The following is a 21,916-nucleotide window of genomic DNA, read 5'->3' on the forward strand; positions in this document are numbered from 1 at the left end:
ACGCGGCGGCGTCCACCGCGACGGCCTCCGGCACGATGCCGGCCACCGGCGGGAAGAACATCGACCCGTCCTCGGTGGCGATGTCCACGGCCAGCCCCGCCGGCTCACCCAGCAACGGCACGACCTCGTCCACGACCCGGGCGCCCAGCAGCGCCGCGTACTCCATCGGCCGATCCCCCGGGCCGTGCTGCACGGCGAACCGGGCCAGCGCCGCCTCGTCGGTGAAGCCGCAGACCCACCGCACCCCACCCGAGCGCACCGACCACAGACCACCCTCGGCCACCGGCACCAGAAGCACCGAGCGCCGCATCTCACCCAGCAACGCACGCGGATCACCCACGCCCGCTCTGCGCTCCGCAATCCGCTCCGCCAGCGCTGTCCCTGTCATCTCCACGGCCCCCCGTCGTAGGCGACTCACGACACCGTAGAGCACGACGCGTCCGAAGGTGCTGACGGTTCTCACGGGATCCACTCGGAACCGAATGACCGTGCTCCTGCCCGGCCATGGCGGGTCGGCCGTGGTCGGTGGGAGGACGGCTTCCCGGCAGGATGCCCGGATCTGTTGGCGATAACAGGCCCTTAGGGCTTGTCACCTCATGATCATTTACGAAAGAACGGCACCGGGCAGGGGAGGGAGTCAGCCGATGTGTGCGGTCGGGGCGGTGTCCAAGGGGACCGGTGGGGTCTGGTCGAGGACGGCGCGGCGCAGTTGCTCCAGTTTGGGCGGCAGCAGGGTGGTGAGGCCGTAGCGGGCGCGGCCGGTGCGGTAGCTGAGGAGCAGGCCCTTCTCCTCCAGGGGCAGGCCGGGCGGGCGCAGGACGGCCCGGCCTTCTTGGTGGCGGGTGCCGTCGTGGTTGACGAACAGGCTCACCCACAGCCGGCTGGTGCCGTGGGCGCGTTCGACCAGTTGGGTGCGGACCGCGAGCCAGCGTTCCAGTGCGGCTCGCGCTAGGGGGGAGAGGGCGAACCACGCGTCGTCCGCCTCGCCCCCGCCGCGCTGCGGGCGGCGCTGGATGTACACCGCTTCGTGGTCGGGGGTGAAGTGGGTCAGGCGCAGTGCGGTCAGCTCCCCGGCGCGCGGGGCCGCGTCCAGGACCAGGGCGAGCACGGCGGTGAGGCGGGTGTGCCCCGGGGACATCGCTGTGGCGAGGTCCTGGTCGAGCCGACGGCGCAGGGCGGTGAGGGTGCCGTGGTCGGGGGTGGGCCGCAGTGGCACCCGGCCGCCGGATCCCAGGCGCAGCGAGGGCAGGCCGTACGCGGTGCGCAGCAGGTGCAGGCACTGGTGGCGGGCGGCGTTGGTGGCCTGGGAGGTGGGCGGGTAGCCACCGTTCACCTGGCGCTCGCGCAGGGCGCCTGACTCGGCGAGTCGCAGGTACGTCGTCAGCGCCTCCTGTTCCAGCAGGCGTCGCAGGCTGCGCCGGGCGCCCACGGGCAGTCCGCCCCGCTCCAGGGCCCGGTACAGCTCCCCGCGGACCATGCCCAGCTGGCGCCGGCGCGCCTGGCCGACCCGCAGGTCGGCGAGGAGCGCGTCAAGCGCGATGATCGAGGCGTATTCCGGCACGCGGCCGATTGTCCCGCACATAGGTGCTACGGCGGTGGACCGGAGGGAGGACGCCCGGCGCCTCGTGGCAGATGACGTGACGGCCGGTCGGCAGTCATCGGTGTGCTGGGTCAGCGGTCGCCACTACGTCGGCGGCGTACTCGTGGCACGAGCCAGATCCCGACTGCGATGACGGGGAGCACGATCAGTGCCACCCGTGGAACGGCGATGATTCCCACGAAGAGGAAGACGAGCAGCAGTTCCCCCGCCGAGGGATCCGGTTCCACGTCGCGTCCTCCTGCAGCCGTCGTGTGATGGTGGTCTTGGCGGTGACGCACGCGCAGTTCCTGCGGTTCCTTGAATCACCTGGGCACGGGCGCGACTGGCCCAATGTGTCGCAGGGGGGAGAGGTGGCCGTGGGTTTCTGGGGCTCGTACGTCGTGTGCCGCGGTGATACGTCACTGGACGGTCTGCAGGCGGTCGTCGAACGGCACGACGGGATCGACGGGCACGAGTTCCGGGCAGGAGGGGGTTCTTACGACCGAGGGAGCGATTGGGATCGGGGCGTGCTGGCCTGGCGTTTCGGCTGGTGGTTGATCAGCAGGCGATCTGCCGGACAAGCACCAGTTCGGCGCAGGTCCTACGGCGGGTGGCCCTGCGGGCGGAGCGGTCGGAGACCGGTCCGGCGATCGTGAGACGGATCTGGGCGCAGGCCTCTCGGCGGCCGGTGAACCGCTGGAGCAGTCGCCGCTGCTTGAGCTCGGCGTTGGCGTGCTCGACGCAGATCCGTGCCGAGGACCGGCGGCGCCGCTGCTCGCGCCGGGCAGGATGACCGCCCAGCGGCGCGTTGTCCTTCGGCTTCTTCGGCGGGGCGACGATCAGGACCGCTGCGTCAGCCAGTCCGGAAGCGAGGGGCACATCGACTCCCGCTTCCGGTACGAGCAGGGTGTGACCACGGTCGTCAGCAGCCCCGGCCGTACGCGCCGCTATGTCATCGACGCCCGGATGCACGTCGTCTCCGAGACCGACGGGAACGACGCGACGACGTACTTCGAACGGGACCGTTTCAACCGGCTGGTCCGCCGCACGGATCCGCTCGGGCGGACGACCGGGATCGAGTACGACGAACACGGCCGTGTCGCCTCGGTCACGCGCCCGGACGGCCGGGGCACCACCGTGGAGTACGACGAACTCGGGCTGCCCGTTCTGGTGACCAGGCCGGACGGTTCGAGGATCCGGCGGGAGTACGGCGAGCGGGGCAACCTCACGGCGGTGACGGGGCCGTCCGGTACGACGCGGTTCACCTACGACGCCCTCGGCCATCCGGCCTCGGTGACCGACCCGGCGGGCCGCACCACCCTCGTCCGCTGCAACGCCGCGGGTCTCGCCGTGGAGTCCGTGGCCCCGTCGGGCGGTGTCACCCGGCACACGTACGACGCTCTGGGCCGGCCGTCCTCCATCACCGATCCGCTGGGCCGGGTCACTCGTCTGACCTGGAGCGTCGAGGGGCGTCTGCTGCGCCGCACGGATCCCGAGGGCGGGGAGCACACGTGGAGCTACGACGGCGAGGGGAACGTACTCACCCACACGGCTCCGGATGGCGGGCGCTCGGTGTACGAGTACGGCGCCTTCGACCGGCTGGTGGCACGGACGGGGCCGGACAGCGCCCGGTACGAGTTCGATCACGACACCGAGCTGCGGTTGCGTCGGGTGACCGATCCACGGGGTCTGACCTGGACGTACGACTACGATCCCGGCGGCCGGCTCGTCTCCGGGACCGACTTCGACGGCAGGACGCTGCGGTACGGCTACGACGCGGCCGGCCAGCTGACGGCCCGTACCAACGCGGCCGGCCAGACGGTCACCTACGCCTACACCGCCATCGGCCAGTTCGCCCGCAAGGAGGCGGACGGAGCGGCGACGACCTACGAGTACGACACGTTCGACGAGTTGGTGCGCGTGATCGGCCCGGACGCCACTCCGACCCGGCTGCGCGACCGGTCCGGACTGCTGCGGTCGGAGACGGTCAACGGTCGCACACTCGCTTTCGGGTACGACGCGCTGGGCCGTACCACGCGCCGCACCACGCCCACCGGGGCGGTGAGCGAGTGGGACTACGACCGGCCGGGGAACGCGACGCGGCTCACGGCCTCGGGGCGCACGGTGACCTTCCACCACGACGGCATGGGCCGGGAACGGTCCCGTACGTTCGGTTCGGCCGCGACCCTCTCGTACGGCCGGGACGGACCGGGGCGTCAGGTCGAGCAACTGCTCACCGGTCCGGACGGCCACACCATGTGGCGGCGGGGCCACCACTACCGGCCCGACGGGCACCTGACCGCGGTGGAGACGGATCACGGCCGGCGCGATTTCACGCTGGACGTCGTCGGCCGGGTCACCGCGGTGACGGCATCCGGCTGGGAAGAGCGCTGTGCCTACGACGAGTCCGGCAATCAGGCCGAGGCCCAGTGGCCGGATTTCCACTCCGGCGCCGGGGTGGCCACCGGGCACCGCGTGTACGAACGGAACAGGTTCGTTCCGGCGGGAGGGCTGCGTTATGAGTACGACGCCCAGGGCCGCGTGACGCTGCGCCAGAAGGCCCGGCTGTCCCGTAAACCGGACACATGGCGTTTCGCGTGGGACGCCGAGGGCCGCCTGGTCGGGCTGACCACGCCCGACGGCACGGTCTGGCGGTACGTGTACGACCCGCTGAGGCGGCGTATCGCCAAGCAGCGGTTGTCCGCGGACGGTGAGGTCGCCGAAGAGGTCACCTTCACCTGGGAGGGCTCGGCCCTGTGCGAGCAGACGAGCGTGTTCCAAGGAGGAGCGGGTTCCGTCACGCTCACCCGGGACTACAGGGATCTGCACCCGGTGGCGCAGACGGGGCGTCTCCTGTCGGCTTCCCAGGAGGAGGTCGACAGCCGGTTCTTCTCGATCGTGACCGACTTGGTGGGGGGCGCCCACCGAACTCGTCGACGAGCGGGGTGCCGTCGCCTGGCGGACCCGCGCGACCGTGTGGGGTCACACCACCTGGAACCGCGGCGCGACCGCCTACACGCCGCTGCGTTTCCCGGGGCAGTACTTCGACCCCGAGCCGGGGCTGCACTACAACGTCTTCCGTACCTACGACCCCGGGAGCGCCCGGTACCTGACGCCCGACCCGCTGGCCTCGCCCCGGCGCCCAACCCCGCGGCGTATGTGCACAATCCGCTCACCTGGTCCGACCGCCTGGGTCTCGCGCCCGACGAATGCACCGTCACCGTGTACCGGAAGCAGACGCGGCATCCGCTCAGCCAGCGCGTCCATGTGGACGAGAACGGCAACGTCACCATCAGCGGCAACAATCAGCTCTATGTCAATATGAGCGGCGATATCAAGCACACCGTGGAATTCCGTGGTGACGGTGGCCGGATCGTGTCCTTCGAAGTGCCGAAGAGTTTCGTCGAGGACGTACGGAGACATGCCGTTCCGCAGGACCAGCCGGACGGTCTGGGCTTCATCAAACAGGAATGGAAGCAGGTCAAGAAGTACTATCCCGAGATTTCCGACCCGACGAAGGGGCCCGACCTGTACGGTCTTCCCGGTGAGGTCATCGAAAAAATGCGCAGGGTCATTATTCCCGGGCCCGGTAAGATGATCCAGGATTATGGCTGAAAGTTGGGGAAATGCTGCACGAAGTCGAGGGAGTCGAGCAGGAGCGCGCGCGGGTTTCCGAAAGGCCCGACAGTGCCGCCGGTATTCCTGTTCTCACCTGTGTCGAAGTGGCCCCGAGCGGTGATCCGCAGGTCTGCTCCGACAGGTTGCGCGATGTCCTGGCGGCCGTCTTCGGCCTCGCCGTGCGTGCCGACTTCGACGAGGACGAGATTCCCGTCGACACCCTTCCCGGCTGGTTCGTCGACGTGTGCGACGCGAGTGCGACCACCGACGCTCTCGCGGTCGAAGGACGGGAGAAGTACCGCGAAAGGACCGGCGCCGGTCCCTGGAAGGTGCAGGACTGGCTCTCCCGCTTCGACCCCGAACTGGAGGCCCGGGGCTGGGCGTTCTGGGATCTCACCCGCTCTCCCGACGACAGTGGGCGGCTCCGTATCTGGCTGGACACCTGGGGCGAGCCGTTCTTCTCCTGGGAGGACGTGCGCTGGCTCGCGCACGTCTGCGGTGCGGACTCCGTCGCCGACCCGGTCGTGGCCAGGTCCGAACAGTGGGCGGGGGAGCGGTCCGTATGAGCGATGCGCTGCCCTCGCACCAGATCCGCGCGGTCTTCGACGACGAAGTCATCACCGTCTACCAGGCGTACGGAGAGCGGATAGCGGACCCCGCCCTGCGGGCCAACACGTTCGTCGACCCGTTCAAACGGACGCGTATGACGTGGATCAAACCGTCGTTCCTGTGGATGATGTACCGATCCGGCTGGGCGGCCAAGCCGGACCAGGAGCGGGTCCTGGCGATCGACATCACCAGAGAGGGCTTCGAGTGGGCCCTCGACCACGCGTGCCTCAGCCATTTCGACCGCACCCGCTTCGCCGACGAGGCCGCCTGGCGGGAAGCGGTGCGCAGCAGCCCGGTCCGCGTCCAGTGGGACCCCGAGCGTGACCTCGGACTGAACCCGCTGCCCCACCGCGCGATCCAGATCGGCCTCTCGGGCGAAGCCGTGGACCGCTACGTGGACGAATGGATCACCTCGATCCGGGACGTGACACCGCTCGCCCACCAGGTGCATGCCGCAGTGGCCGCGCACGACACCGACACGGCCCGGGCGCTCCTCCCGGCGGAGCAGGCGTACCCGCTCCCCGACCGCCTGATCGACCGGGTCGGCCGGCGCTGAGGCATGCGGCCCTCCCGGCGTCGCGCCGGCAGGGCCGCCCCTGTCGCCGCGCTCGACGCCGACCGGCGCGCCTACGCCGCCGGCCTCCTGGCGGGGAAGCCGTGGCCGCGGGCGAGCACGACGACGGCGATCACCGGCAGCATGAGCAGCAGCGCGCTCCACGGCAGCGAGTCACTGCCGCGCAGGTCGGGGGTTGTCGAGGAACGCGGCGATGTACGCGTGGACGATGGTGTGCGCCGGGACGAAGACCAGCGTCACGAACAGCACCGGAACCGCCCCCGGGACCCGCGGGGCGTGCAGCGTCCTCGGCCGCTCACCGCGCTCTGGGCCGGGGAAGTCCGGTACGGCGGCGGCGATCCGTGCCGGAGGAGGCACTGCGCCGGGCCGCCGCCGCGGGTCCGCGCCCCCGGTGCGGTGGACGACGACCGGAAGCGCGGACCTCGATGTCAGGCGTGCAGGAGGAGACTGAGCTCCTCGGGGAGGCTGCGCCGGTCCGCCTGGGCCGGCAGAGGACTGCTCACCTCGAAGCTCCAGCGATGAGAGGGCGCGCAGCCGAACAGTTTCGTCGATACCGTCGGCAGCGACCGGGCGGCGCTTGTCGCACTGTCCCAGAACAGGGCCAGCCCTTGCCGGTCGGCGGCCGGATCGGTGAGCCACCGGCTGGTGCGCAGCCCGGGAACGGCGTCGAGGTCCGGCCCCTCTTCGGGCTTCGGCGACTTCTGCGCCTGTGCCCGGCCCGTGTGCGGTGCTCCGGCGGAGTGTGCGCCGTCCCACCAAGCGATGACGATGTGCATGGTGTCTCCAACTGCCTGGCATCGTGAGTGATGTGGCGGTGTCCCCGTTGACACCTGTGGTGTGCGGGCCCGCCGGGGGCGGGCCCTGCGGTCAGAGCTGGGAGCCGCCGGTGGCGTCGATGACCTGTCCCGTCACCCAGCGGGCGTCGTCGGAGGCGAGGAAGGCGACGATGCCGGCCACGTCGTCGGGGCGGCCGACCCGGCCGAGGGCCGACAGCTGCGCGGCCGACTGCTCGGCGGCCTCGTTGCCCCGCAGCCAGGAGGCGTTCATGTCGGTGTCGATGATGCCGGGGGCCACCGAGTTGACGGTGATGCCACGGTGTCCCACCGCCTTGGCGAGGGTCAGGGTGAAGGTGTCGATGGCGCCCTTGGTCATGCCGTAGGCGATGATGTCGGTCAGCGCGATGCGGGTCGCCCCGGAGGAGACGTTGATGATGCGGCCGCCGTCGCGCAGGCGCTTGAGGCCCTGCTGTGCCAGGAAGAACGGGGCGCGCACGTTGACCGCGAACGCCTCGTCGAAGAGCTCGGGAGTGGTCTCCTCGATGTGGCCGCGGGGGGTGATGCCGGCGTTGTTGACCAGGATGTCCAGGTCCGCGCTGTCCGCGTGCTCCAGGATCTGGCGGTCGTAGGAGGCCCACAGGGACTCGATGTCGCCGGGCGTGCCGAGTTCGGCGTGTACGGCGAAGGCCCTGCCACCGGCGGCCCGGATGCCGTTCACCACTTCCTCGGCGGCCTCCGCGTTGCGTCCGTAGTGCACGGCGACGAGGGCGCCTTCGCTGCCGAGGTGTTCGGCGACCGCCCTGCCGATGCCGCGGCTGCCGCCCGTCACCAGAGCGTTCTTGCCCGTCAGCTTGCCCATGATCTCTCCCCGATCATTCTGTAGTGGTGGCTACAGAACTACCATACACGGTTTCTGTAGCGATCGCTTAAAATCAATGCATGACGACGAAGAAGCGGGGCAGGCCGCGGAGCTTCGACCGTGACACGGCGCTGGCCCAGGCGACGTTGCTGTTCTGGGAGCACGGCTACGAGGGCGTGTCCATCTCCGACCTCACCCAGGCGATGGGCATCTCGCCGCCCAGCCTGTACGCGGCCTTCGGCGACAAAAGGACCCTCTTCAAGGAGGTCGTCGACCGCTACGGCGGCACCTTCGGCGCCTTCATGGGCAAGGCGCTCGAAGAGGAGGGCGACGCGCGCACGGGATTCGCCCGGATGCTCCACGAGGCGGCGGTGTCCTACACCGACCCCCACCACCCGGCAGGATGCCTGGTGATCTCCGCGGCCATGAACTACTCGGCGGCCAGCGCCGATGTCGAGCAGGAGCTGCGGGAGCGCAGGGCGGCGAACGTCCGCGCCTTCGAGGAGCGGCTGCGCGGCGCCGAGGCCCTGGGGGCGCTGCCGGACGGTGCCGACGCACGAGGGCTGGCGGTCTACTTCGCGGCGGTGGTGCAGGGCATGTCCCAGCAGGCGCGCGACGGCGCGAGCACGGCGGAACTGGAGCGGGCGGCCGAGTACGCGATGGCCGTATGGCCCGAACCCGCGCCGTGAACCCGGCCCGGCGAGGCCGGCCGGACGGCTCACGGGGACGACGGCCCGTCGCACGGCCCGGTCCCGCCCGTCCGGCAGAGCCTGGCCACGATGTGGGCGTACTTCTCGTGGAACGCCAGCACGTGGAAGGCCGTGCGCAGCTCGTGGTCCAGTGTCCGGCTGGCGCGGTCCCAGACGCCCCGGCCGGCCTCCGTGGCACGGAGCCTGCTGATGCGCCGGTCGCAAGGAGCCGATGAGCGGTTCACCCAGCCGGACTGCTCCAACTGGGCGAGCAGCCGGCTCGCGGACGAGGCGTTCACGCCCAGGTGCCGGGCGACCGACCCGACCGTCGCGGGTTCCGGGTGGCTGCGCGTCACCGCGCCGAGCGCCATCAGCGATGCCAGGCCGATACCGTGGCGGTGCAGCAGGACGCGGTCCAGCCGGCTCTCGACGGTGGAGAACAGGGGCACCACCCGTTCCCACAGCCGACCGGTGTCGCGCCAGGGGTCACCGGCGGCTGGAAGGCTGTCACTGGTGTGCGGCTCGTCCACGAAGTCGCCCTTGGGTCGGTCCGGCGGCCATCGGCCGGCATTGCGAATGGTCGTCACCACGAGGACGCTCCGCCGGTCCCGGTCCGGCAGGGCGCCCGCGTGTCGTCGGTGATCAGGGCACCAGGAGGAGCTTGCCCCGTACCCCGCCGGCCTCCAGCAGACGGTGTGCCTCGCACGCGTCGTCGAATCCGATCTCCTTGGAGAACCGCAGGCGCAGCGCCCCGCGGTCCAGGAGGCCGGTGAGCTCGGCCAGCCGTGCGCCGTCCTGCTCGACGTGGGAGACCGACACCTCGATACCCCGTTCGGCGACGGGAACCCTCGTGGGCACGATGGAGACGGCACGGCCGTGGTCGCGTACGGCACCGATGGCCTGCGGCAGACCCGCCGTCTCCAACAGCGCGTCGGCGCGCGGCCCGGACGCCGTGAGCAGTTCCCCGCCCACCACCACGTGATGGGCGCCCAGTTCCCGCACCTGTTCCGCGTCCTGCCCGGTGCGCACATGGGCCAGCACGGTCAGGCCGCGCAGGCGTGCCAGCTGCACCGCCGTACCGCCGACCGAACCCGCCGCACCGGTCACCAGCAGGACAGCCCCCTCGGGCAGGGCAAGGACGTCGAGCGCCTGCAGCGCGGTGAGCCCGGCCAGCGGGAGTCCGGCCGCCGTCACCAGCGGGACGGAGACGGGAGCGGGCGCGGCGACGGCCGACGCGACGGTGACGGTCTCGGCGTAGGTGCCGCGCCCCGTTGCCATCTGCGCCGACATGGCCACGACCCGGTCACCGGGCCGGAACGCGGTGACACGGCCGCCCACCGCCGTGACGGTGCCCGACACGTCCCAGCCGAGAACCATCGGAGGCTGCAGCAGGCTGCGCCGGGCGTGCAGACCCGCCCGTGTCTGGAGGTCTACCGGGTTGACGGCGGCTGCTGCGGTCCGGATCAGAAGGTCGTCGGGACCCGGTGCCTGCGGTTCTTCGACGTGCGAGACCTTCAGCCGGTCCGGACCGCCGTACAACGTGAGGACCACGGCGCGCATGGGACTCCTTTCGGGGGACGAGGCCTGTGCGGCCAGGGTCGGTTCTCGAGCAGTTCGGGGACGCGCGGTGGCAGGCGATCGGTGACGGATGCCGCCAGGGTGCGGACGGTGATCAGGCGTACGGGACCGTCGCCCGCCGCGAGATGCGCGTCGGCACCGTGCGGGAGGAGGACGAGCTGCCCCGCCCGTACGACGCGTTCGCCGCCGGACGAGGTCAGCCGCAGTTCTCCGTCGAGGACGAGCACCGCTTCCTCCACCCCGTGGCGGGGAGTCGCCCCGAGCGCGGCGCCGGGGGAGAGGTGCCAGTGCTCGACCGCCTCGCACTCGCTGTGCAGCATGCCGCGGCGCACCAGGCACTGCCACGGCACGGTGGGCGCGTCCTGTCCGGTGCCGGCCGCCGCCCGCACCGGTTTCTCGAGCGTGGAGATGATCACCGTGCCTCCACGGTGTGCCCGGGCACTGCGAGGGTCACCACGAGCAGCCGCAGTGGGCTCTCCGCATCGACCCTGGTACGTGTGCCGGCCGCCAGCGTGACGCAGGTGTCCGCCGCCAGCTCCACCACGGTGCCGTCCTCGGCCGTGGCACGCCCCTCACCGCCGTGCACGAACACGGCGAGTTCCGCGTCCGGGACCGCGAGCACGCAGTGCTGTCCGGCGTCGAGGTCGGTGACCTCCACGCCGCGCAGCGGGCCGGAGAACACTCCGGCCGTGGCGACGGCACGCTCCTTGAACAGGTTGTGGACGACTGCTTCGGTCATGGGCGGGACTCCCGGTGTGAGGTCGGTTCCGGACAGGACCGCTTCGGTCGTGGGCGCGAGGGTCTCGATGACCCACCAGTCGAGGTCCGTGTCACCGGTGTTGCGCAGGCCGTGGACGTTGCCCACGGCGGTCAGAGCGAGTGATCCGGGGCCGACGGGGTGGGGCCGGCCGTTGAAGAGGAACTCGCCCTGTCCGCGCAGGACGAGGTAGATCTCCTCGGTCCGTGTGTGCCGGTGCTCCCCGCTGAGTCCGCCCGGTGGGACGGAGGCCCATTCCACCGCCTCGGTGGCGGAGGCGAGCTGCCGGCGGCCGGCGAAGCACTTCCAGCGGGTGAGGCCCGCGGCTCCGTGGACTCCGTACACCGTCGCCGCCCCCGCGACGGAGCCGACGGAGCGGAAGGAGGCGCCGGTGGCGGCCGCCGCCGCGCGCGGGACCGCGGCGGCGCCGCTCACCTGGCCGCTCCGGTCGTGAGCAGGGCCAACTCCCGTGCGGCGGAAGCGAGTTCGCTCTCGGTGACGTCGTTGACGAACACCGCGCTGCCGATGCCGACGGGCAGGGGCAGGCGCTGCTTGCCGTCACGGTGACGGACGGTGTCGCACAGTGCGGGCTGCAGGACCTCGGGCGTGCACAGCGGGTGCCAGACCGGCAGGCCCAGCAGGTTCATCACACCGAGGATGCGGTCGCGCTGATAGGCGCTGACCAGGCCGCGCCGCTCGGCCATCACGGTGGTGAGCGCCATGTCCACGGACACGGCTTCGCCGTGCAGCAGCGCGGGCAGGGCGTGCATCTCGATGGTCGGGCTGAAGGTGTGACCGTAGTCGACGACGCGTTCCAGGACCTTTTCCCAGAGGTTGGGCTGCAGTTCCTCCAGCATGCCGTGGATGGCGCGCTCGACGACCTCGGTCGCCGGGTCCAGGTGCAGGCCGCGTGAGGCCAGGCGCTGGTCGACCGGGACGTCCGCCGGAGTCGGCCCGATGCCCGCGGCCGGGCTCTGGAGCTTGTTCTCCAGCAGATCGGCACCGTGCTGTTCCAGCAGGTCGAACAGGCGGGCGTCCTTGATCAGCGCGATCTTGAGGATCTCCGCGAGTCCGTTGCTGATGTGCCGGCCGTCGAGCGTGGTGAGGAAGGTGCGGTCCAGCAGGGTGCGATCGGCGGGGAAGTACGTCCCCAGCCGATTCTTGTGACCGTTGTGGTTCACGCCGGTCTTGGCGCCCACGCCCGCGTCCACGAGGCCGATCAGGGTGGTGGGGATGCGGATGAAGGGCGTCGAGCGCCGGTAGAGGCTTGCCGCGAAGCCGACGATGTCCATGAGGACGCCGCCGCCGACCGCGACGACCGGCTCTCTTCGGCGGTCGACACCGAAGGCGTCCAGGGCCTCGGAGACCCGCAGAACGGCCTCGACCGACTTGTGTTCCTCACCGTCGTCCAGGACCAGGACCTGGTGCTCGACACCGTTGTGCTCGAAGTAGGCGCGGATCCGCTCGCCGTAGAGGGAGTCCACCACGCGGTCGGTGACGACGAAGCGGCGCGGGCCCGCGGTACCGGCGGCGTCCTCCAGGACCGTGGGGTTGTCCGGGTCGAAGACGTTCTCGCAGACCCGGATCTCGTACTGGACCGGCTTGCTGGTCTGCACCGACCAGTGCGTCACCGGACTGCCCACCGCGAAGAGTCCCTCGTCGCTGCGGGTGGTCTGGGTGTTCTGGGCGTTCTGCTGCATCAGGAGTCTGTCCTTCGACGAAGAGTTCGGTTCGTGTCCGTCGTGGATCGCTTCGGGGCAGCGTGGGATGAGGGTCCATGGCGAAGCCGAGAGTGCTGTCGCGGACCTGCCACTGTGTGTGCCGTGGCGTGTGCCCCCCGTCATCGACGACCTTGCCATACGGATCGTTGCGCGCGCAAGAAAGTCGAAACAGGTGAACGTTTTCGGCCAGGCGTGATGCGGCCGGGGGTGTGACCACACCCCTTCTGAGCTGCACGCACGCTGCGCTCGGAGTGGGTCGGATGGCCGGAAAGCGGGTGGGTCCCCTCGTCCCCGCAAGGACTCGGACCCGGTGGGGAGAGGCCGTACGGGCACGAAAAACCCCCGCCGGCCTGCGGCGGGGGCTTGGCGCCTGACGGGTGCGGGCGGTCAGCGGTCGAGGGTCGGGGCGTATCTCAGACGGGCCACCACCGAGCTGGTCCTGCTGTCCATCGCGGCCACTTCGAAGGCCATCCCGACTTCGCGGCGGAACAGTTGACCGACGTCCGCCACGATCGAGCGGCCGGTGTCGGTGATGCGCACGACCACGCCGCGCCGGTCCGTCTCGTGCGTCAGGCGTTCGGCGAACTCCCGGGCCTCCAGCCGCTTCACGGCGCGGGTGGCCGACGACTGGTTGAGGCCCAGCGACTGGGCGAGCTCGTTCATGCGGATGCCGGCCGGGTCGCCGTTGGCGAGGGCCTGGAGGGACAGGAAGTCCGTCAGGCCGAGCCCGAAGTCCTCGGAAAGTCTTCGGTCCAGGGTGGTTCCGACTTCGGCCACCAGTACCGACAGCTGGCTCCACAGCTCGATGCTGTCTTCTTTGCGAGGTCGCATGGCTTTCGCCTTCTTCGAGGTGCCCGAGGGGCTGACTGCGTGATCTAGGCAGGCCGGCAGGGGTGGGCGTCCCCTCCGGCGGTCGCGTCGATCGCCTTCAGGACAGGGTACGAGGGACTGTCGCGCTCTGGAAACCTGCTGGTGCGTTGTCTTTTGCATGTCCAGGCAATGAATGTCTCGCCCTTTGGCGGTAGGACGATCCAGGGGAGGTGGGTGAACCCTACGTCAGCCCAGCTCGGAGCCGGTTTTACAAGCCGTGGGCGGTTGTTGGCCACTCCAGCTTTCCTTGCGTGCGCAAGTACATTCCTCTAAGGTCGCCACCGATCGGCCGTCCCGCCGTCGTGGGGAGCGACGCGCGCGCCGGCTCTCGGGCACGTCACGTGCCCACGCGGTGCCCTGGCATCCAGCGCACTCACTCAAAGGGGGAACGCATGCTCAGCGCTGCACGCACACCGACTTCCGCACCCGCGCCCGCCGGCCTGCCCACGGCCCGCGCGGTCGACCACTACGCCTTCACCGTGCCGGACCTCGACCAGGCCGTCGCCTTCAGCACCGAGGTGCTCGGTGGTGAACTCTGCTACCGGGAAGGTCCCGTCGAGGACCCCACCGGTGACTGGATGACCCGGAAACTGGGGGTGCATCCCAGCGCCCGGGCCCACGTCGCTCTGGTCAGACTCGGTCCGTACAGCAACCTGGAGCTCTTCGAGTACACCGCTCCCGGCCGCCGGACCCGCCCGCCCGGCCCGAACGACGTGGGCGGCCACCACCTGGGGCTGACGGTGGCCGACCCGGACGCCGCCGAGGAACACCTGCGCGCCGCCGGACTGGTGCGCCTGGGACCGCCCGCCGGCCACGGCGACCGCCGACGCTGGTTCTCGACCCCCTGGGGCATGCTCTTCTGCCTGTGCGCGCCAAAGGGGGACATGACCGAGCAGAACCGATTCGTCCCGGCCCACGGCGACGGAGAGGGGCCTTTGAAGCTGCTCGGCGTCGACCACGTCGGCTACACCGTCGCCGACCTCGACGCGGCGACCGCCTTCTTCACCGAGGTGCTGGGCGCCGAGCGGGTCGGCGCACCCCACGACACCGTCCCGGACGACCACTGGCCGCCCGGCGCCGAGCGGACCCGCCGCTCCGTGCTGCGTACCGGCCCCACCGCCAACTGCGAACTGACGCAGAGCGTACACGGCGCCCTGCGCACGGACCCGCCCCGCAACAGCGATGTCGGCGGTCACCACCTGGCGTTCTACGTGGACGACGTGGACGAGGCCGCCGCGTTCCTCCGCCGCCAGGAGGGCGTGGTGCTGATGGGCGAGCCGGAGACCATCACCGGCGGACCGATCGCCGGGGACCGCTGGCTCTACTTCCGTACGCCCATCGGCATCCAGATGGAGATCATCCACATGCCGGACGGCTCACTGCCCTACGAGACGCAGACCACCGCCCGCCGCGCGACACCCGGCTCGCTCCGCTGGCACGACCGCCCGTGACCACGGGCCGCACCCTCCGCCCCGCTCCGGCGGCCGCCGCGCAGCGTGCCGAACCGGCGGGGCCGTGCCCACCCGCCCTCATCCCTTCACCCATCTTCATCTCTTCACCACCGGGGGACCACCCATGACCGTGCTCGCACAGAGACCGGCCCGCAGCCCCGCCGGACCGTTGCACAGAGCCGCGGCGGCCGGCGTGACACTCTGGCTCGACGCGCGCAGCGCATCACCCCGGACACCGGCACAGGTCCACGCGGAAGCGGCCGACGTCGTCCGCTGTGTGCTACCGCCCGCCGCGGCTCCGCCGGACCGTGCCCCCGGCTCGCATCCATGCGCCGTGCCCGCCGGACCCGTGTACGGCCTGAACGAGTTCCGGCGGCTGATGCGGACGCTGGCCGAACGCGCTGAGCGGATGCTGGCCTGCGACGACGTTTTCGCCCCCGTCGTCGTCGAGTACCCGGTCCCGGCCGTCGACGTCCTGGTGGACGCCCGCCTCGACCTCATCGGGAGCTGGGAGGCCAAGGCACTGCGCTCCCGTGCCGGACTCGCCGGAGCACACCTGCTGTACGACGAGTTCCGGCGAGCCCTGCGCTCCCCGCACTGGTCGCGACTGAGCGCACAGGGCGTACCCGCTCCGTCCCTGCTGTGGACGACCGCGTCGGTGGACGGACCGGCACGCGGCGTCGAGTACGCGCAGAGCTGCCTGTTCCCCGGTACCACCGTGGCCCTCACGCCCGACGCGCTGGAGGAGTTCGGACGGCGTGCCGCAGTGACCGGTCCGACCGCACTCGATCTCACCGACGCGCGGCGAATGGCGGAAGCCCTCGCCTGGTGCGGGATCCGGCTCGAAGATCTCAGCCGGCCGGACGCCACCGCTCCGGCGGCCGGCTGACGGCGCCGGACGGCCCCTTCAGCCCTCACCGCTCACGCGTTCGCCCCTCACCGCTCACACGCCCGGGGCACCGGCCGCGACCGGCGCCCCGATCACACCGTGGGCACGTCTCCGCGGACCGCCCGCGGCACATCCGGCTCGTGCACCACCCGACGCCGGACGAATCGCATTCACCATCACCTCAAAGGACCCACTCATGCCTTCCAACCCCGGCGTCATATCCACTGATCGACGTGTGTTCCTCACCGGAGCCGCAGCCGCCGCCGGCGGCGTGATCGCGGCATCCGCCGCCGGACTGAGCACCGCCGGCACCGCCGAAGCGGCCGTCCCCGTCCGCAGATCCGCCCCCGGCGCCGTCACCGTCGGCCCGTCGGACCGCCGCTACGCGGACCTCAGACGCGGTACCAACCAGCGCTGGGTCGGCAGCCCCGAGCGCATCCACCTCGCCACCAGCACCGCCGAGGTCGTCGCCGCCGTCCAGCAGGCGGTGGACACGGGCAGGCGGCTGGCCGTACGCAGCGGCGGCCACTGCTACGAGGACTTCACCACCCACCACGACATCGACGTCGTGCTGGACCTGTCACGCATGGACGACATCTCCTACGACGCCCGGCGCAAGGCCTTCGCGGTCCAGCCCGGTGCCGCCCTGGGACGGGTCTACGACCGCCTGTACAAGGGGTGGGGCGTCTACCTGCCCGCGGGCAACTGCCCGACGGTCGCCGCGGGCGGCCACATCCAGGGCGGCGGGTACGGGTCGATGAGCCGGCGCGACGGACTCGCGGTCGACCACTTGTACGGCATCGAGATCGTCGTCGTCCAGGCGGACGGCACCGCCCGCGCGATCACCGCCACCCGCGAGGCCGACGACCCCCACCGGGACCTGTGGTGGGCCCACACCGGCGGCGGTGGCGGAAACTTCGGAGTGGTCACGCGGTACTGGCTGCGCTCACCCGGCGCCGAGGGCGACGACCCCGCGGACCAGCTGCCCACCCCTCCGCGCGAGGTGTGGCTGAGCGAGGTGGCGTGGCCCTGGCAGGACCTGACGCAGGCCCGCTTCAGCCGGCTGATGTGGAACCACGGCGACTGGCACGCCCGCAACAGCGCACCCGACTCCCCGTACACCGCCCTGTTCAGCCAGCTCAAACCCTTCCACAAGTCGGCCGGTGCGGTCGTGCTCGATTCCCTGGTCGACGCCGGAGCCCCCGGCGCCGAGCGGCTGCTGCGGAACTACATCGACGCCGTCGGCGCCGGTGTCGGGGTGGAACCGGAGGTCAGGCAGTACCGCCGGGTGCCGTGGCTGCACGCCACCCAGTGGCCCGGCTTCACCGGTCCCGACCCGACCGTCAGGTTCAAGGGGAAGTCCGTGTACGCCCGCCGCAACTACACCGACGAGCAGATCGCGGCCGCCTACCGGCACCTCACACGCGATGACTTCCGCAATCCCGGAGCACTACTCATGATCGCTTCCTACGGGGGAGCGGTGAACCGGGTCGCCCCACAGGACACCGCGGTGCCCCAGCGCGACTCGGTCCTGAAGTACCAGGTCGTCTCCCTGTGGAACGACGCCGCGGACGACGAGGCCAACATCGGCTGGGTCCGCGAGTGCTACCGCGACATGTTCGCCTCCACGGGCGGCGTCCCGGTCCCGAACGAGACCAACGACGGCTGCTTCGTCAACTACGCCGACACCGACCTCGGCGACCCGCAGTGGAACGCCTCCGGCGTCCCCTGGCACGACCTCTACTACAAGGACAACTACACGCGTCTGCAGCGTGTCAAGGCCCACTGGGACCCCACCGGATTCTTCCGCCACGCCCAGTCCGTGCGCCCGGCCTGACCTCTGCGCCGTACCGGCGGCAGTCCGGTACGACACCCTCCTTCCCGACCTCTCACACCTTCAGGTGGTCCACTGTGTCTCTCGCACCGTCCGCGCCGGGGCCGATCACCCGGCTGCCGTCCCTCACCGGCATGCGGTTCCTCGCCGCGTTCCTGGTGTTCCTGTTCCACCTCTCCCTGCTCGACGCCTACTCCACGCCCGAAGAGGGGCACGGCCCGTTCGCCGCGGCCCTGAAGAACGGCGGCTGGGCGGGCGTCACCTTCTTCTTCATCCTCAGCGGCTTCGTCCTGACCTGGTCCGCCAGGAAGGACGACACCCCCCACGCCTTCTGGGGCCGCCGCCTGGCCAAGATCTACCCCAACCACGTCGTCACCTTCGTCCTCGCCCTGGTCCTGTACGCCTCCGCGACGGCGACCTGGGAACGCGGCCTTCCCAACTTCCTGCTCCTGCAAGCGTGGATACCGCGCGACGACGTGTTCTTCAGCATCAACAACCCGAGCTGGTCGCTCTCCTGCGAGCTGGTCTTCTACCTGCTCTTCCCGGTGCTGCACCGCTGGGCGCTGCGCATCCGCGCCGAACGGCTGTGGTGGTGGGCCGCCGCGAGCGCCGCGGCGATCGTCCTCCTCCCGCTCGCCGCCCAGCTGCTTCCCGCCGGCGAGGACTTCGGACCCGCTCACGCCAACTCGCCGCTCCACGGTCACTCCATCAACCAGATGTGGTTCGTCTACATCTTCCCGCCCACCCGGGTCCTGGACTTCGTCCTCGGCATTCTGATGGCACGGATCGTTCTCACCGGCCGGTGGATCGGCCTCGGCGTACTGCCCGCGCTGGCGCTCTCGGCGGCCGCGTACGCGACGAGTCTGTGGGTGCCCTTCCTCTTCTCCCTCAACGCGGTCGTCGTGGCCCCGTTCGCACTGCTGATCGCGGCGAGCGCGGCACGCGACGAGCAGGGCCGGCCGACCGCGGTGGGCTCACGGGCCTGGGTGTGGCTGGGCGAGGTGTCCTTCGCGTTCTACCTGGTGCACCAGACGCTGCTGTCCTTCACCCAGGAGCGGCTCGGGTTCAGGGACGCGGGCTCCCCCGTCGAGGCTGTCGGCGTCGCGGTCCTGGTCGCCGTGGTCAGCCTGGCCCTGGCGTGGCTGCTCTATGCAGGGGTCGAGCGGCCCGTGATGCGGACCTGGTCCCGCCGCGCCCGTGCCCGCGCACACCACCGGGACGCCGGACCCACCGCCGCACAGCCCGTCGAACCGGTCGCACAGCGCAGCAGCGACGAGCCCGTCCCCACCACCGCCCCCTGAACACGCGCTCAAGCGTTCACCGCCGGCCACACCCCCGGCGGTGAACGCGCCGCACCGAGACAACCCCACGGTCGTCCACCGGCCGCACCGAAGCCGTCCGGCCGCCCCGAAGGAGCACCCCATGCCGCTGTCCCTGCTCGCCATGATGCTCTGCACCTTCTGCGTGGGTACCGCGGAGAGCGTCATCGCCGGAATCCTGCCGGCCATCTCACAGGACGCCGGCGTCTCCCTGAGCGCCGTCGGCATGCTGATCAGCGTCTACGCGATCGCCGTGGTCGTCACCGGCCCGTGCGTGACCGCACTCACCGCCCGGATGCGACGCTCACGGCTGCTGCCGGCCATGATGGGGGTGTTCATCCTCGGCAACGCCCTGGCCGCTCTGGCGCCCGGGTTCGCCTGGCTGGTGGCCGGACGCGTCGTGAGCGCGCTGGCACACTCCACCCTCATCGCCGTCTTCGTCGCCGCCGCACGGGACATGGCGCCCGTGTCCCGCAAGGCGGCCTACGGAGCCAAGGTCACCCTCGGCATCGGCCTGGCGACGGTCGCAGGGGTCCCGGCGGGAACGCTGATCGGACAGACCTGGGGCTGGCGCGCCACCTTCTGGGCCCTGGCCGGACTGAGCCTGGCCTTCACCCTGCTGCTCATGCGGTGCACCGTGCCCGAAGCCCCGGCCACCGGGGGTACCGCCGGACACGACGCTGTACGCGGCGGACGTCGGGGCCGTGGCCTGCCGCTCCCCATGCTGCTGGTCGCGGTGGTGATCGTCCTGGGTACCGGCGGCGTCTTCGCGCTGTACACCTACGCCTCCCCCTACCTGACCCAGGCCGCGGGATTCGCCCCCTCCACGGTCACCCTGCTGCTGTGGCTGTACGGCCTGGGGGGAATCGCCGGCAACACGGTGGGAGCGCGTGCGGCCGACCGGCACCTGCCTCTCGCGGTGCTCACGACGCTGGCGGCCGCCGCGACAGGACTGGTGCTGCTCACCCTGCTCGCGAGCAGCACATGGGCGGTCGCCTGCCTGTTCTGCTTGCTGGGCGCCGCCTACTTCGCCACCATCCCCGCCCTGAACTCGCAGATCGTGGCCACCGCCGGGACCGCGTCACCCACGATGGCACTGACGGTCAACAACTCCGCTTTCTGCGTGGGCATCGCACTGGGCAGCTGGCTCGGCGGCACACTGCTGTCCCACGGACACAGCGTGCTGCTCGTGCCGGCGGCCGGAGCGGTCCTCGTCATCGCGGCGCTGCTGCTCGGCGCTGTGGTCTGCCTGCCGGCCGCACGACCGGCCGCGCGCACGAGCGGAACGCCGTCCGCGCCGGACCCGTCGACGCCGGCCGGCGCGTCGCGTGACCCGCGAGGACACTGTCGCGCAGTGGACACGTGATCTTCTGTTCCCGCTCCGAGCCGGGTGGGCCGGCGGCCGCCGGGACCAGTTGGGAAGTCCGGCGGCCTACGGCATGTCTCACAGGTGCGGGTAGTCGGTGTAGCCGTGGTGGTCGCCGCCGTAGAAGGTGGAGGGGTCGGGTGTGTTGTAGGGGCCGTGGGCGGCCAGGCGGGCGGGGAGGTCGGGGTTGGCGAGGAACAGGGCGCCGAAGGCGATCATGTCCGCGGTGCCGTCCTGGACGAGGTCGAGGGCGTCCGGGCCGGTGGGCGCGGGGTGGGTGAAGGGGTTGAGGACGAACGGGGCGGGCCAGGCTTTGCGCAGGCGCGTGGTCAGTGTCCGGTCGGCGCCTTCGATCATGTGCAGGTAGGCGAGGTCCAGCTCGCCGAGCCGGCCGACCAGGGTGGTGTAGGTGTCCTCGACGTCCGCCGGGTCCGTCTCGGTGATGTCGTTGTAGGGATTGCCGGGGGAGATGCGGAAGCCGGTGCGGTGGCCGCCGATCGCCTCCGCGACGGCGGCGGCCACGTCCAGGCCGAAGCGGATCCGGCCGGTGACGTCGCCGCCCCAGTCGTCGGTGCGCCGGTTGGTGTTGGGGGCGAGGAACTGGTGGATCAGGTAGCCGTTGGCGCCGTGGATCTCCACGCCGTCGAAGCCGGCGGCGATCGCGTTGCGCGCCGCGTCGGCGAAGTCGGTGATGGTATGGGCGATGGCCTCGGCGTCCAGCTCCTGCGGGGTGACGAAGTCCAGCGGTCCCTGGTGGGTGAAGACCTGGCCCTTGGCGGCGACGGGCGAGGGGGCGACGGGGGTCAGGCCGTCGGGAAGCAGGCTGGGGTGGCCGATGCGGCCGGTGTGCATCAGCTGCGCGAAGATCACGCCGCCGTTGCGGTGGACGGAGTCGGTCACCTTGCGCCAGGCGGCCACCTGTTCGGGCGAGTGCAGGCCCGGTGTGTCGGGGTAGCCCTGGCCGGCCGCGGAGGGCTGGATCCCCTCGGTGACGATGAGGCCCGCGCTCGCGCGCTGGCTGTAGTAGGTGGCCATCAGGTCGGTCGCGGTGGCTCCCGGTCCGTAGGCCCGGCTGCGGGTCATCGGCGCCATCACGATGCGGTTGGCCAGCGACTTGCCGGCCATGTCGATCGGGGCGAACGCGTTCGTCATGGGAATCTCCTTGCTGTCACAACGGGTGGAAGGGAAGAGCAGGCTGCGGTGCGGCTGCTTCGCGGGCAGTTCTTGGGCACCGGCCGGAACCGCGGGGTCCGCGCCCGTGGGGCGCGCGGGCCGACGTGCGTGCGCGTGGCCGGACACGACCGCTCCCTCATGGGAGCGGGAGCGAGGGTTCAGTCGAGGGTGAGGACGAGCTTGCCGCGGTTGTGGCCGGCGTCGCCGGCCTGCTGGGCCCGGGCGGCCTGGGCGAGGGGGTAGGCGGCGGCGAT

General features: G+C 71.2%; 22 protein-coding genes and 2 pseudogenes. 9 read left to right on the plus strand and 15 right to left on the minus strand.

Features of this window, described 5'->3' with window-relative positions:
- From IE271_RS36920 to IE271_RS36935, 4 genes are all read right to left on the minus strand, one after another.
- Positions 1-388 (minus strand): hypothetical protein (locus tag IE271_RS36920; protein WP_190194845.1); only part of this gene is annotated, 388 nt, incomplete at its 3' end.
- 249 nt (positions 389-637) lie between these two features.
- Entirely contained in the window at positions 638-1,561 is a 924-nt protein-coding gene (locus IE271_RS36925; RefSeq protein WP_229919840.1) for a hypothetical protein, read from the minus strand.
- 110 nt (positions 1,562-1,671) lie between these two features.
- Positions 1,672-1,827: a hypothetical protein gene (locus tag IE271_RS36930; protein ID WP_190194847.1), complete on the minus strand. Its 156-nt coding sequence runs from the start codon at positions 1,825-1,827 to the stop codon at positions 1,672-1,674.
- A gap of 310 nt (positions 1,828-2,137) precedes the next feature.
- Positions 2,138-2,458, minus strand: coding sequence for a hypothetical protein (locus IE271_RS36935; protein ID WP_190194848.1), 321 nt, complete (start codon positions 2,456-2,458; stop codon positions 2,138-2,140).
- Positions 2,459-2,488: 30 nt separating this feature from the next.
- Here IE271_RS36935 and IE271_RS44400 point away from each other — a divergent pair, with 30 nt between their 5' ends.
- From IE271_RS44400 to IE271_RS36950, 3 genes are read left to right on the plus strand one after another with little or no spacing between them, the layout of a single operon-like run.
- On the plus strand, positions 2,489-5,194 hold the full coding sequence (locus IE271_RS44400; RefSeq protein ID WP_190194849.1) for an RHS repeat domain-containing protein: 2,706 nt from the start codon (positions 2,489-2,491) through the stop codon (positions 5,192-5,194).
- Between the two features lie 11 nt (positions 5,195-5,205).
- Positions 5,206-5,763: a hypothetical protein gene (locus IE271_RS36945; protein WP_190194850.1), complete on the plus strand. Its 558-nt coding sequence runs from the start codon at positions 5,206-5,208 to the stop codon at positions 5,761-5,763.
- On the plus strand, positions 5,760-6,362 hold the full coding sequence (locus tag IE271_RS36950) for a DUF4291 domain-containing protein (protein WP_190194851.1): 603 nt from the start codon (positions 5,760-5,762) through the stop codon (positions 6,360-6,362). The genes IE271_RS36945 and IE271_RS36950 overlap by 4 nt, the downstream gene beginning before the upstream one ends.
- A 195-nt stretch (positions 6,363-6,557) precedes the next feature.
- Here IE271_RS36950 and IE271_RS44135 read toward each other — a convergent pair.
- The 3 genes and pseudogenes from IE271_RS44135 to IE271_RS36965 form a co-directional block, all read right to left on the minus strand.
- Positions 6,558-6,719 (minus strand): annotated as a pseudogene (locus tag IE271_RS44135) (MFS transporter); the annotation flags it as partial.
- An 89-nt stretch (positions 6,720-6,808) separates the two neighbouring features.
- Positions 6,809-7,156 carry a hypothetical protein gene (locus IE271_RS36960; RefSeq protein ID WP_190194852.1) on the minus strand — a complete coding sequence of 116 codons (348 nt, stop codon included), beginning with the start codon at positions 7,154-7,156 and terminating at the stop codon, positions 6,809-6,811.
- A gap of 91 nt (positions 7,157-7,247) precedes the next feature.
- A complete protein-coding gene (locus IE271_RS36965; RefSeq protein WP_190194853.1) occupies positions 7,248-8,015 on the minus strand; it encodes an SDR family oxidoreductase in 768 nt (255 codons plus the stop codon).
- Between the two features lie 80 nt (positions 8,016-8,095).
- Here IE271_RS36965 and IE271_RS36970 point away from each other — a divergent pair, with 80 nt between their 5' ends.
- Positions 8,096-8,704 carry a TetR/AcrR family transcriptional regulator gene (locus IE271_RS36970; protein WP_190194854.1) on the plus strand — a complete coding sequence of 203 codons (609 nt, stop codon included), beginning with the start codon at positions 8,096-8,098 and terminating at the stop codon, positions 8,702-8,704.
- A gap of 29 nt (positions 8,705-8,733) precedes the next feature.
- Here the strand turns inward: IE271_RS36970 and IE271_RS36975 are convergent, their stop codons facing one another.
- From IE271_RS36975 to IE271_RS37000, 6 genes are all read right to left on the minus strand, one after another.
- Positions 8,734-9,294, minus strand: coding sequence for a MarR family winged helix-turn-helix transcriptional regulator (locus IE271_RS36975; protein WP_190194855.1), 561 nt, complete (start codon positions 9,292-9,294; stop codon positions 8,734-8,736).
- A gap of 52 nt (positions 9,295-9,346) precedes the next feature.
- On the minus strand, positions 9,347-10,264 hold the full coding sequence (locus tag IE271_RS36980) for an NADP-dependent oxidoreductase (RefSeq protein WP_190194856.1): 918 nt from the start codon (positions 10,262-10,264) through the stop codon (positions 9,347-9,349).
- Positions 10,219-10,698 carry a cupin domain-containing protein gene (locus IE271_RS36985; protein ID WP_190194857.1) on the minus strand — a complete coding sequence of 160 codons (480 nt, stop codon included), beginning with the start codon at positions 10,696-10,698 and terminating at the stop codon, positions 10,219-10,221. Before IE271_RS36985 ends, IE271_RS36980 begins: the two co-directional genes overlap by 46 nt.
- Positions 10,695-11,474 carry a cupin domain-containing protein gene (locus IE271_RS36990; protein WP_190194858.1) on the minus strand — a complete coding sequence of 260 codons (780 nt, stop codon included), beginning with the start codon at positions 11,472-11,474 and terminating at the stop codon, positions 10,695-10,697. Before IE271_RS36990 ends, IE271_RS36985 begins: the two co-directional genes overlap by 4 nt.
- Positions 11,471-12,739, minus strand: a complete 1,269-nt coding sequence (locus tag IE271_RS36995) for a sedoheptulose 7-phosphate cyclase (RefSeq protein ID WP_190194859.1) — start codon at positions 12,737-12,739, stop codon at positions 11,471-11,473. The genes IE271_RS36990 and IE271_RS36995 overlap by 4 nt, the downstream gene beginning before the upstream one ends.
- A gap of 408 nt (positions 12,740-13,147) precedes the next feature.
- Complete coding sequence (locus tag IE271_RS37000; RefSeq protein WP_190194860.1) at positions 13,148-13,591, minus strand: MarR family winged helix-turn-helix transcriptional regulator; 444 nt, start codon at positions 13,589-13,591, stop codon at positions 13,148-13,150.
- A gap of 431 nt (positions 13,592-14,022) precedes the next feature.
- Between IE271_RS37000 and IE271_RS37005 the strand changes: the two genes are divergently transcribed.
- From IE271_RS37005 to IE271_RS37025, 5 genes are all read left to right on the plus strand, one after another.
- A complete protein-coding gene (locus IE271_RS37005; RefSeq protein WP_190194861.1) occupies positions 14,023-15,081 on the plus strand; it encodes a VOC family protein in 1,059 nt (352 codons plus the stop codon).
- Between the two features lie 334 nt (positions 15,082-15,415).
- Positions 15,416-15,970: a beta/alpha barrel domain-containing protein gene (locus IE271_RS37010; RefSeq protein ID WP_190194862.1), complete on the plus strand. Its 555-nt coding sequence runs from the start codon at positions 15,416-15,418 to the stop codon at positions 15,968-15,970.
- A gap of 196 nt (positions 15,971-16,166) precedes the next feature.
- Positions 16,167-17,807 carry an FAD-binding oxidoreductase gene (locus tag IE271_RS37015; RefSeq protein ID WP_190194863.1) on the plus strand — a complete coding sequence of 547 codons (1,641 nt, stop codon included), beginning with the start codon at positions 16,167-16,169 and terminating at the stop codon, positions 17,805-17,807.
- Positions 17,808-17,881: 74 nt separating this feature from the next.
- Complete coding sequence (locus tag IE271_RS37020; RefSeq protein WP_190194864.1) at positions 17,882-19,105, plus strand: acyltransferase family protein; 1,224 nt, start codon at positions 17,882-17,884, stop codon at positions 19,103-19,105.
- A gap of 121 nt (positions 19,106-19,226) precedes the next feature.
- Positions 19,227-20,489: an MFS transporter gene (locus tag IE271_RS37025; protein ID WP_190194865.1), complete on the plus strand. Its 1,263-nt coding sequence runs from the start codon at positions 19,227-19,229 to the stop codon at positions 20,487-20,489.
- A 78-nt stretch (positions 20,490-20,567) separates the two neighbouring features.
- Here the strand turns inward: IE271_RS37025 and IE271_RS37030 are convergent, their stop codons facing one another.
- Together IE271_RS37030 and IE271_RS37035 are read right to left on the minus strand one after the other, a co-directional pair.
- Entirely contained in the window at positions 20,568-21,641 is a 1,074-nt protein-coding gene (locus IE271_RS37030; RefSeq protein ID WP_190194866.1) for an alkene reductase, read from the minus strand.
- A 179-nt stretch (positions 21,642-21,820) separates the two neighbouring features.
- Positions 21,821-21,916: pseudogene (locus tag IE271_RS37035) on the minus strand (NADP-dependent oxidoreductase); the annotation flags it as partial.

It is taken from the genome of Streptomyces minutiscleroticus (genome assembly GCF_014650875.1).
GTDB lineage: Bacteria > Actinomycetota > Actinomycetes > Streptomycetales > Streptomycetaceae > Streptomyces > Streptomyces minutiscleroticus.

Bases quoted from the DNA above. Each gene is read 5' to 3' on its own strand.
- IE271_RS36945 (WP_190194850.1), top strand. From the start codon at position 5,206: ATGCTGCACGAAGTCGAGGGAGTCGAGCAGGAGCGCGCGCGGGTTTCC.
- IE271_RS36950 (WP_190194851.1), top strand. From the start codon at position 5,760: ATGAGCGATGCGCTGCCCTCGCACCAGATCCGCGCGGTCTTCGACGAC.
- IE271_RS36960 (WP_190194852.1), bottom strand. From the start codon at position 7,156: ATGCACATCGTCATCGCTTGGTGGGACGGCGCACACTCCGCCGGAGCA.
- IE271_RS36965 (WP_190194853.1), bottom strand. From the start codon at position 8,015: ATGGGCAAGCTGACGGGCAAGAACGCTCTGGTGACGGGCGGCAGCCGC.
- IE271_RS36970 (WP_190194854.1), top strand. From the start codon at position 8,096: ATGACGACGAAGAAGCGGGGCAGGCCGCGGAGCTTCGACCGTGACACG.
- IE271_RS36980 (WP_190194856.1), bottom strand. From the start codon at position 10,264: ATGCGCGCCGTGGTCCTCACGTTGTACGGCGGTCCGGACCGGCTGAAG.
- IE271_RS36995 (WP_190194859.1), bottom strand. From the start codon at position 12,739: ATGCAGCAGAACGCCCAGAACACCCAGACCACCCGCAGCGACGAGGGA.
- IE271_RS37000 (WP_190194860.1), bottom strand. From the start codon at position 13,591: ATGCGACCTCGCAAAGAAGACAGCATCGAGCTGTGGAGCCAGCTGTCG.
- IE271_RS37005 (WP_190194861.1), top strand. From the start codon at position 14,023: ATGCTCAGCGCTGCACGCACACCGACTTCCGCACCCGCGCCCGCCGGC.
- IE271_RS37015 (WP_190194863.1), top strand. From the start codon at position 16,167: ATGCCTTCCAACCCCGGCGTCATATCCACTGATCGACGTGTGTTCCTC.
- IE271_RS37025 (WP_190194865.1), top strand. From the start codon at position 19,227: ATGCCGCTGTCCCTGCTCGCCATGATGCTCTGCACCTTCTGCGTGGGT.
- IE271_RS37030 (WP_190194866.1), bottom strand. From the start codon at position 21,641: ATGACGAACGCGTTCGCCCCGATCGACATGGCCGGCAAGTCGCTGGCC.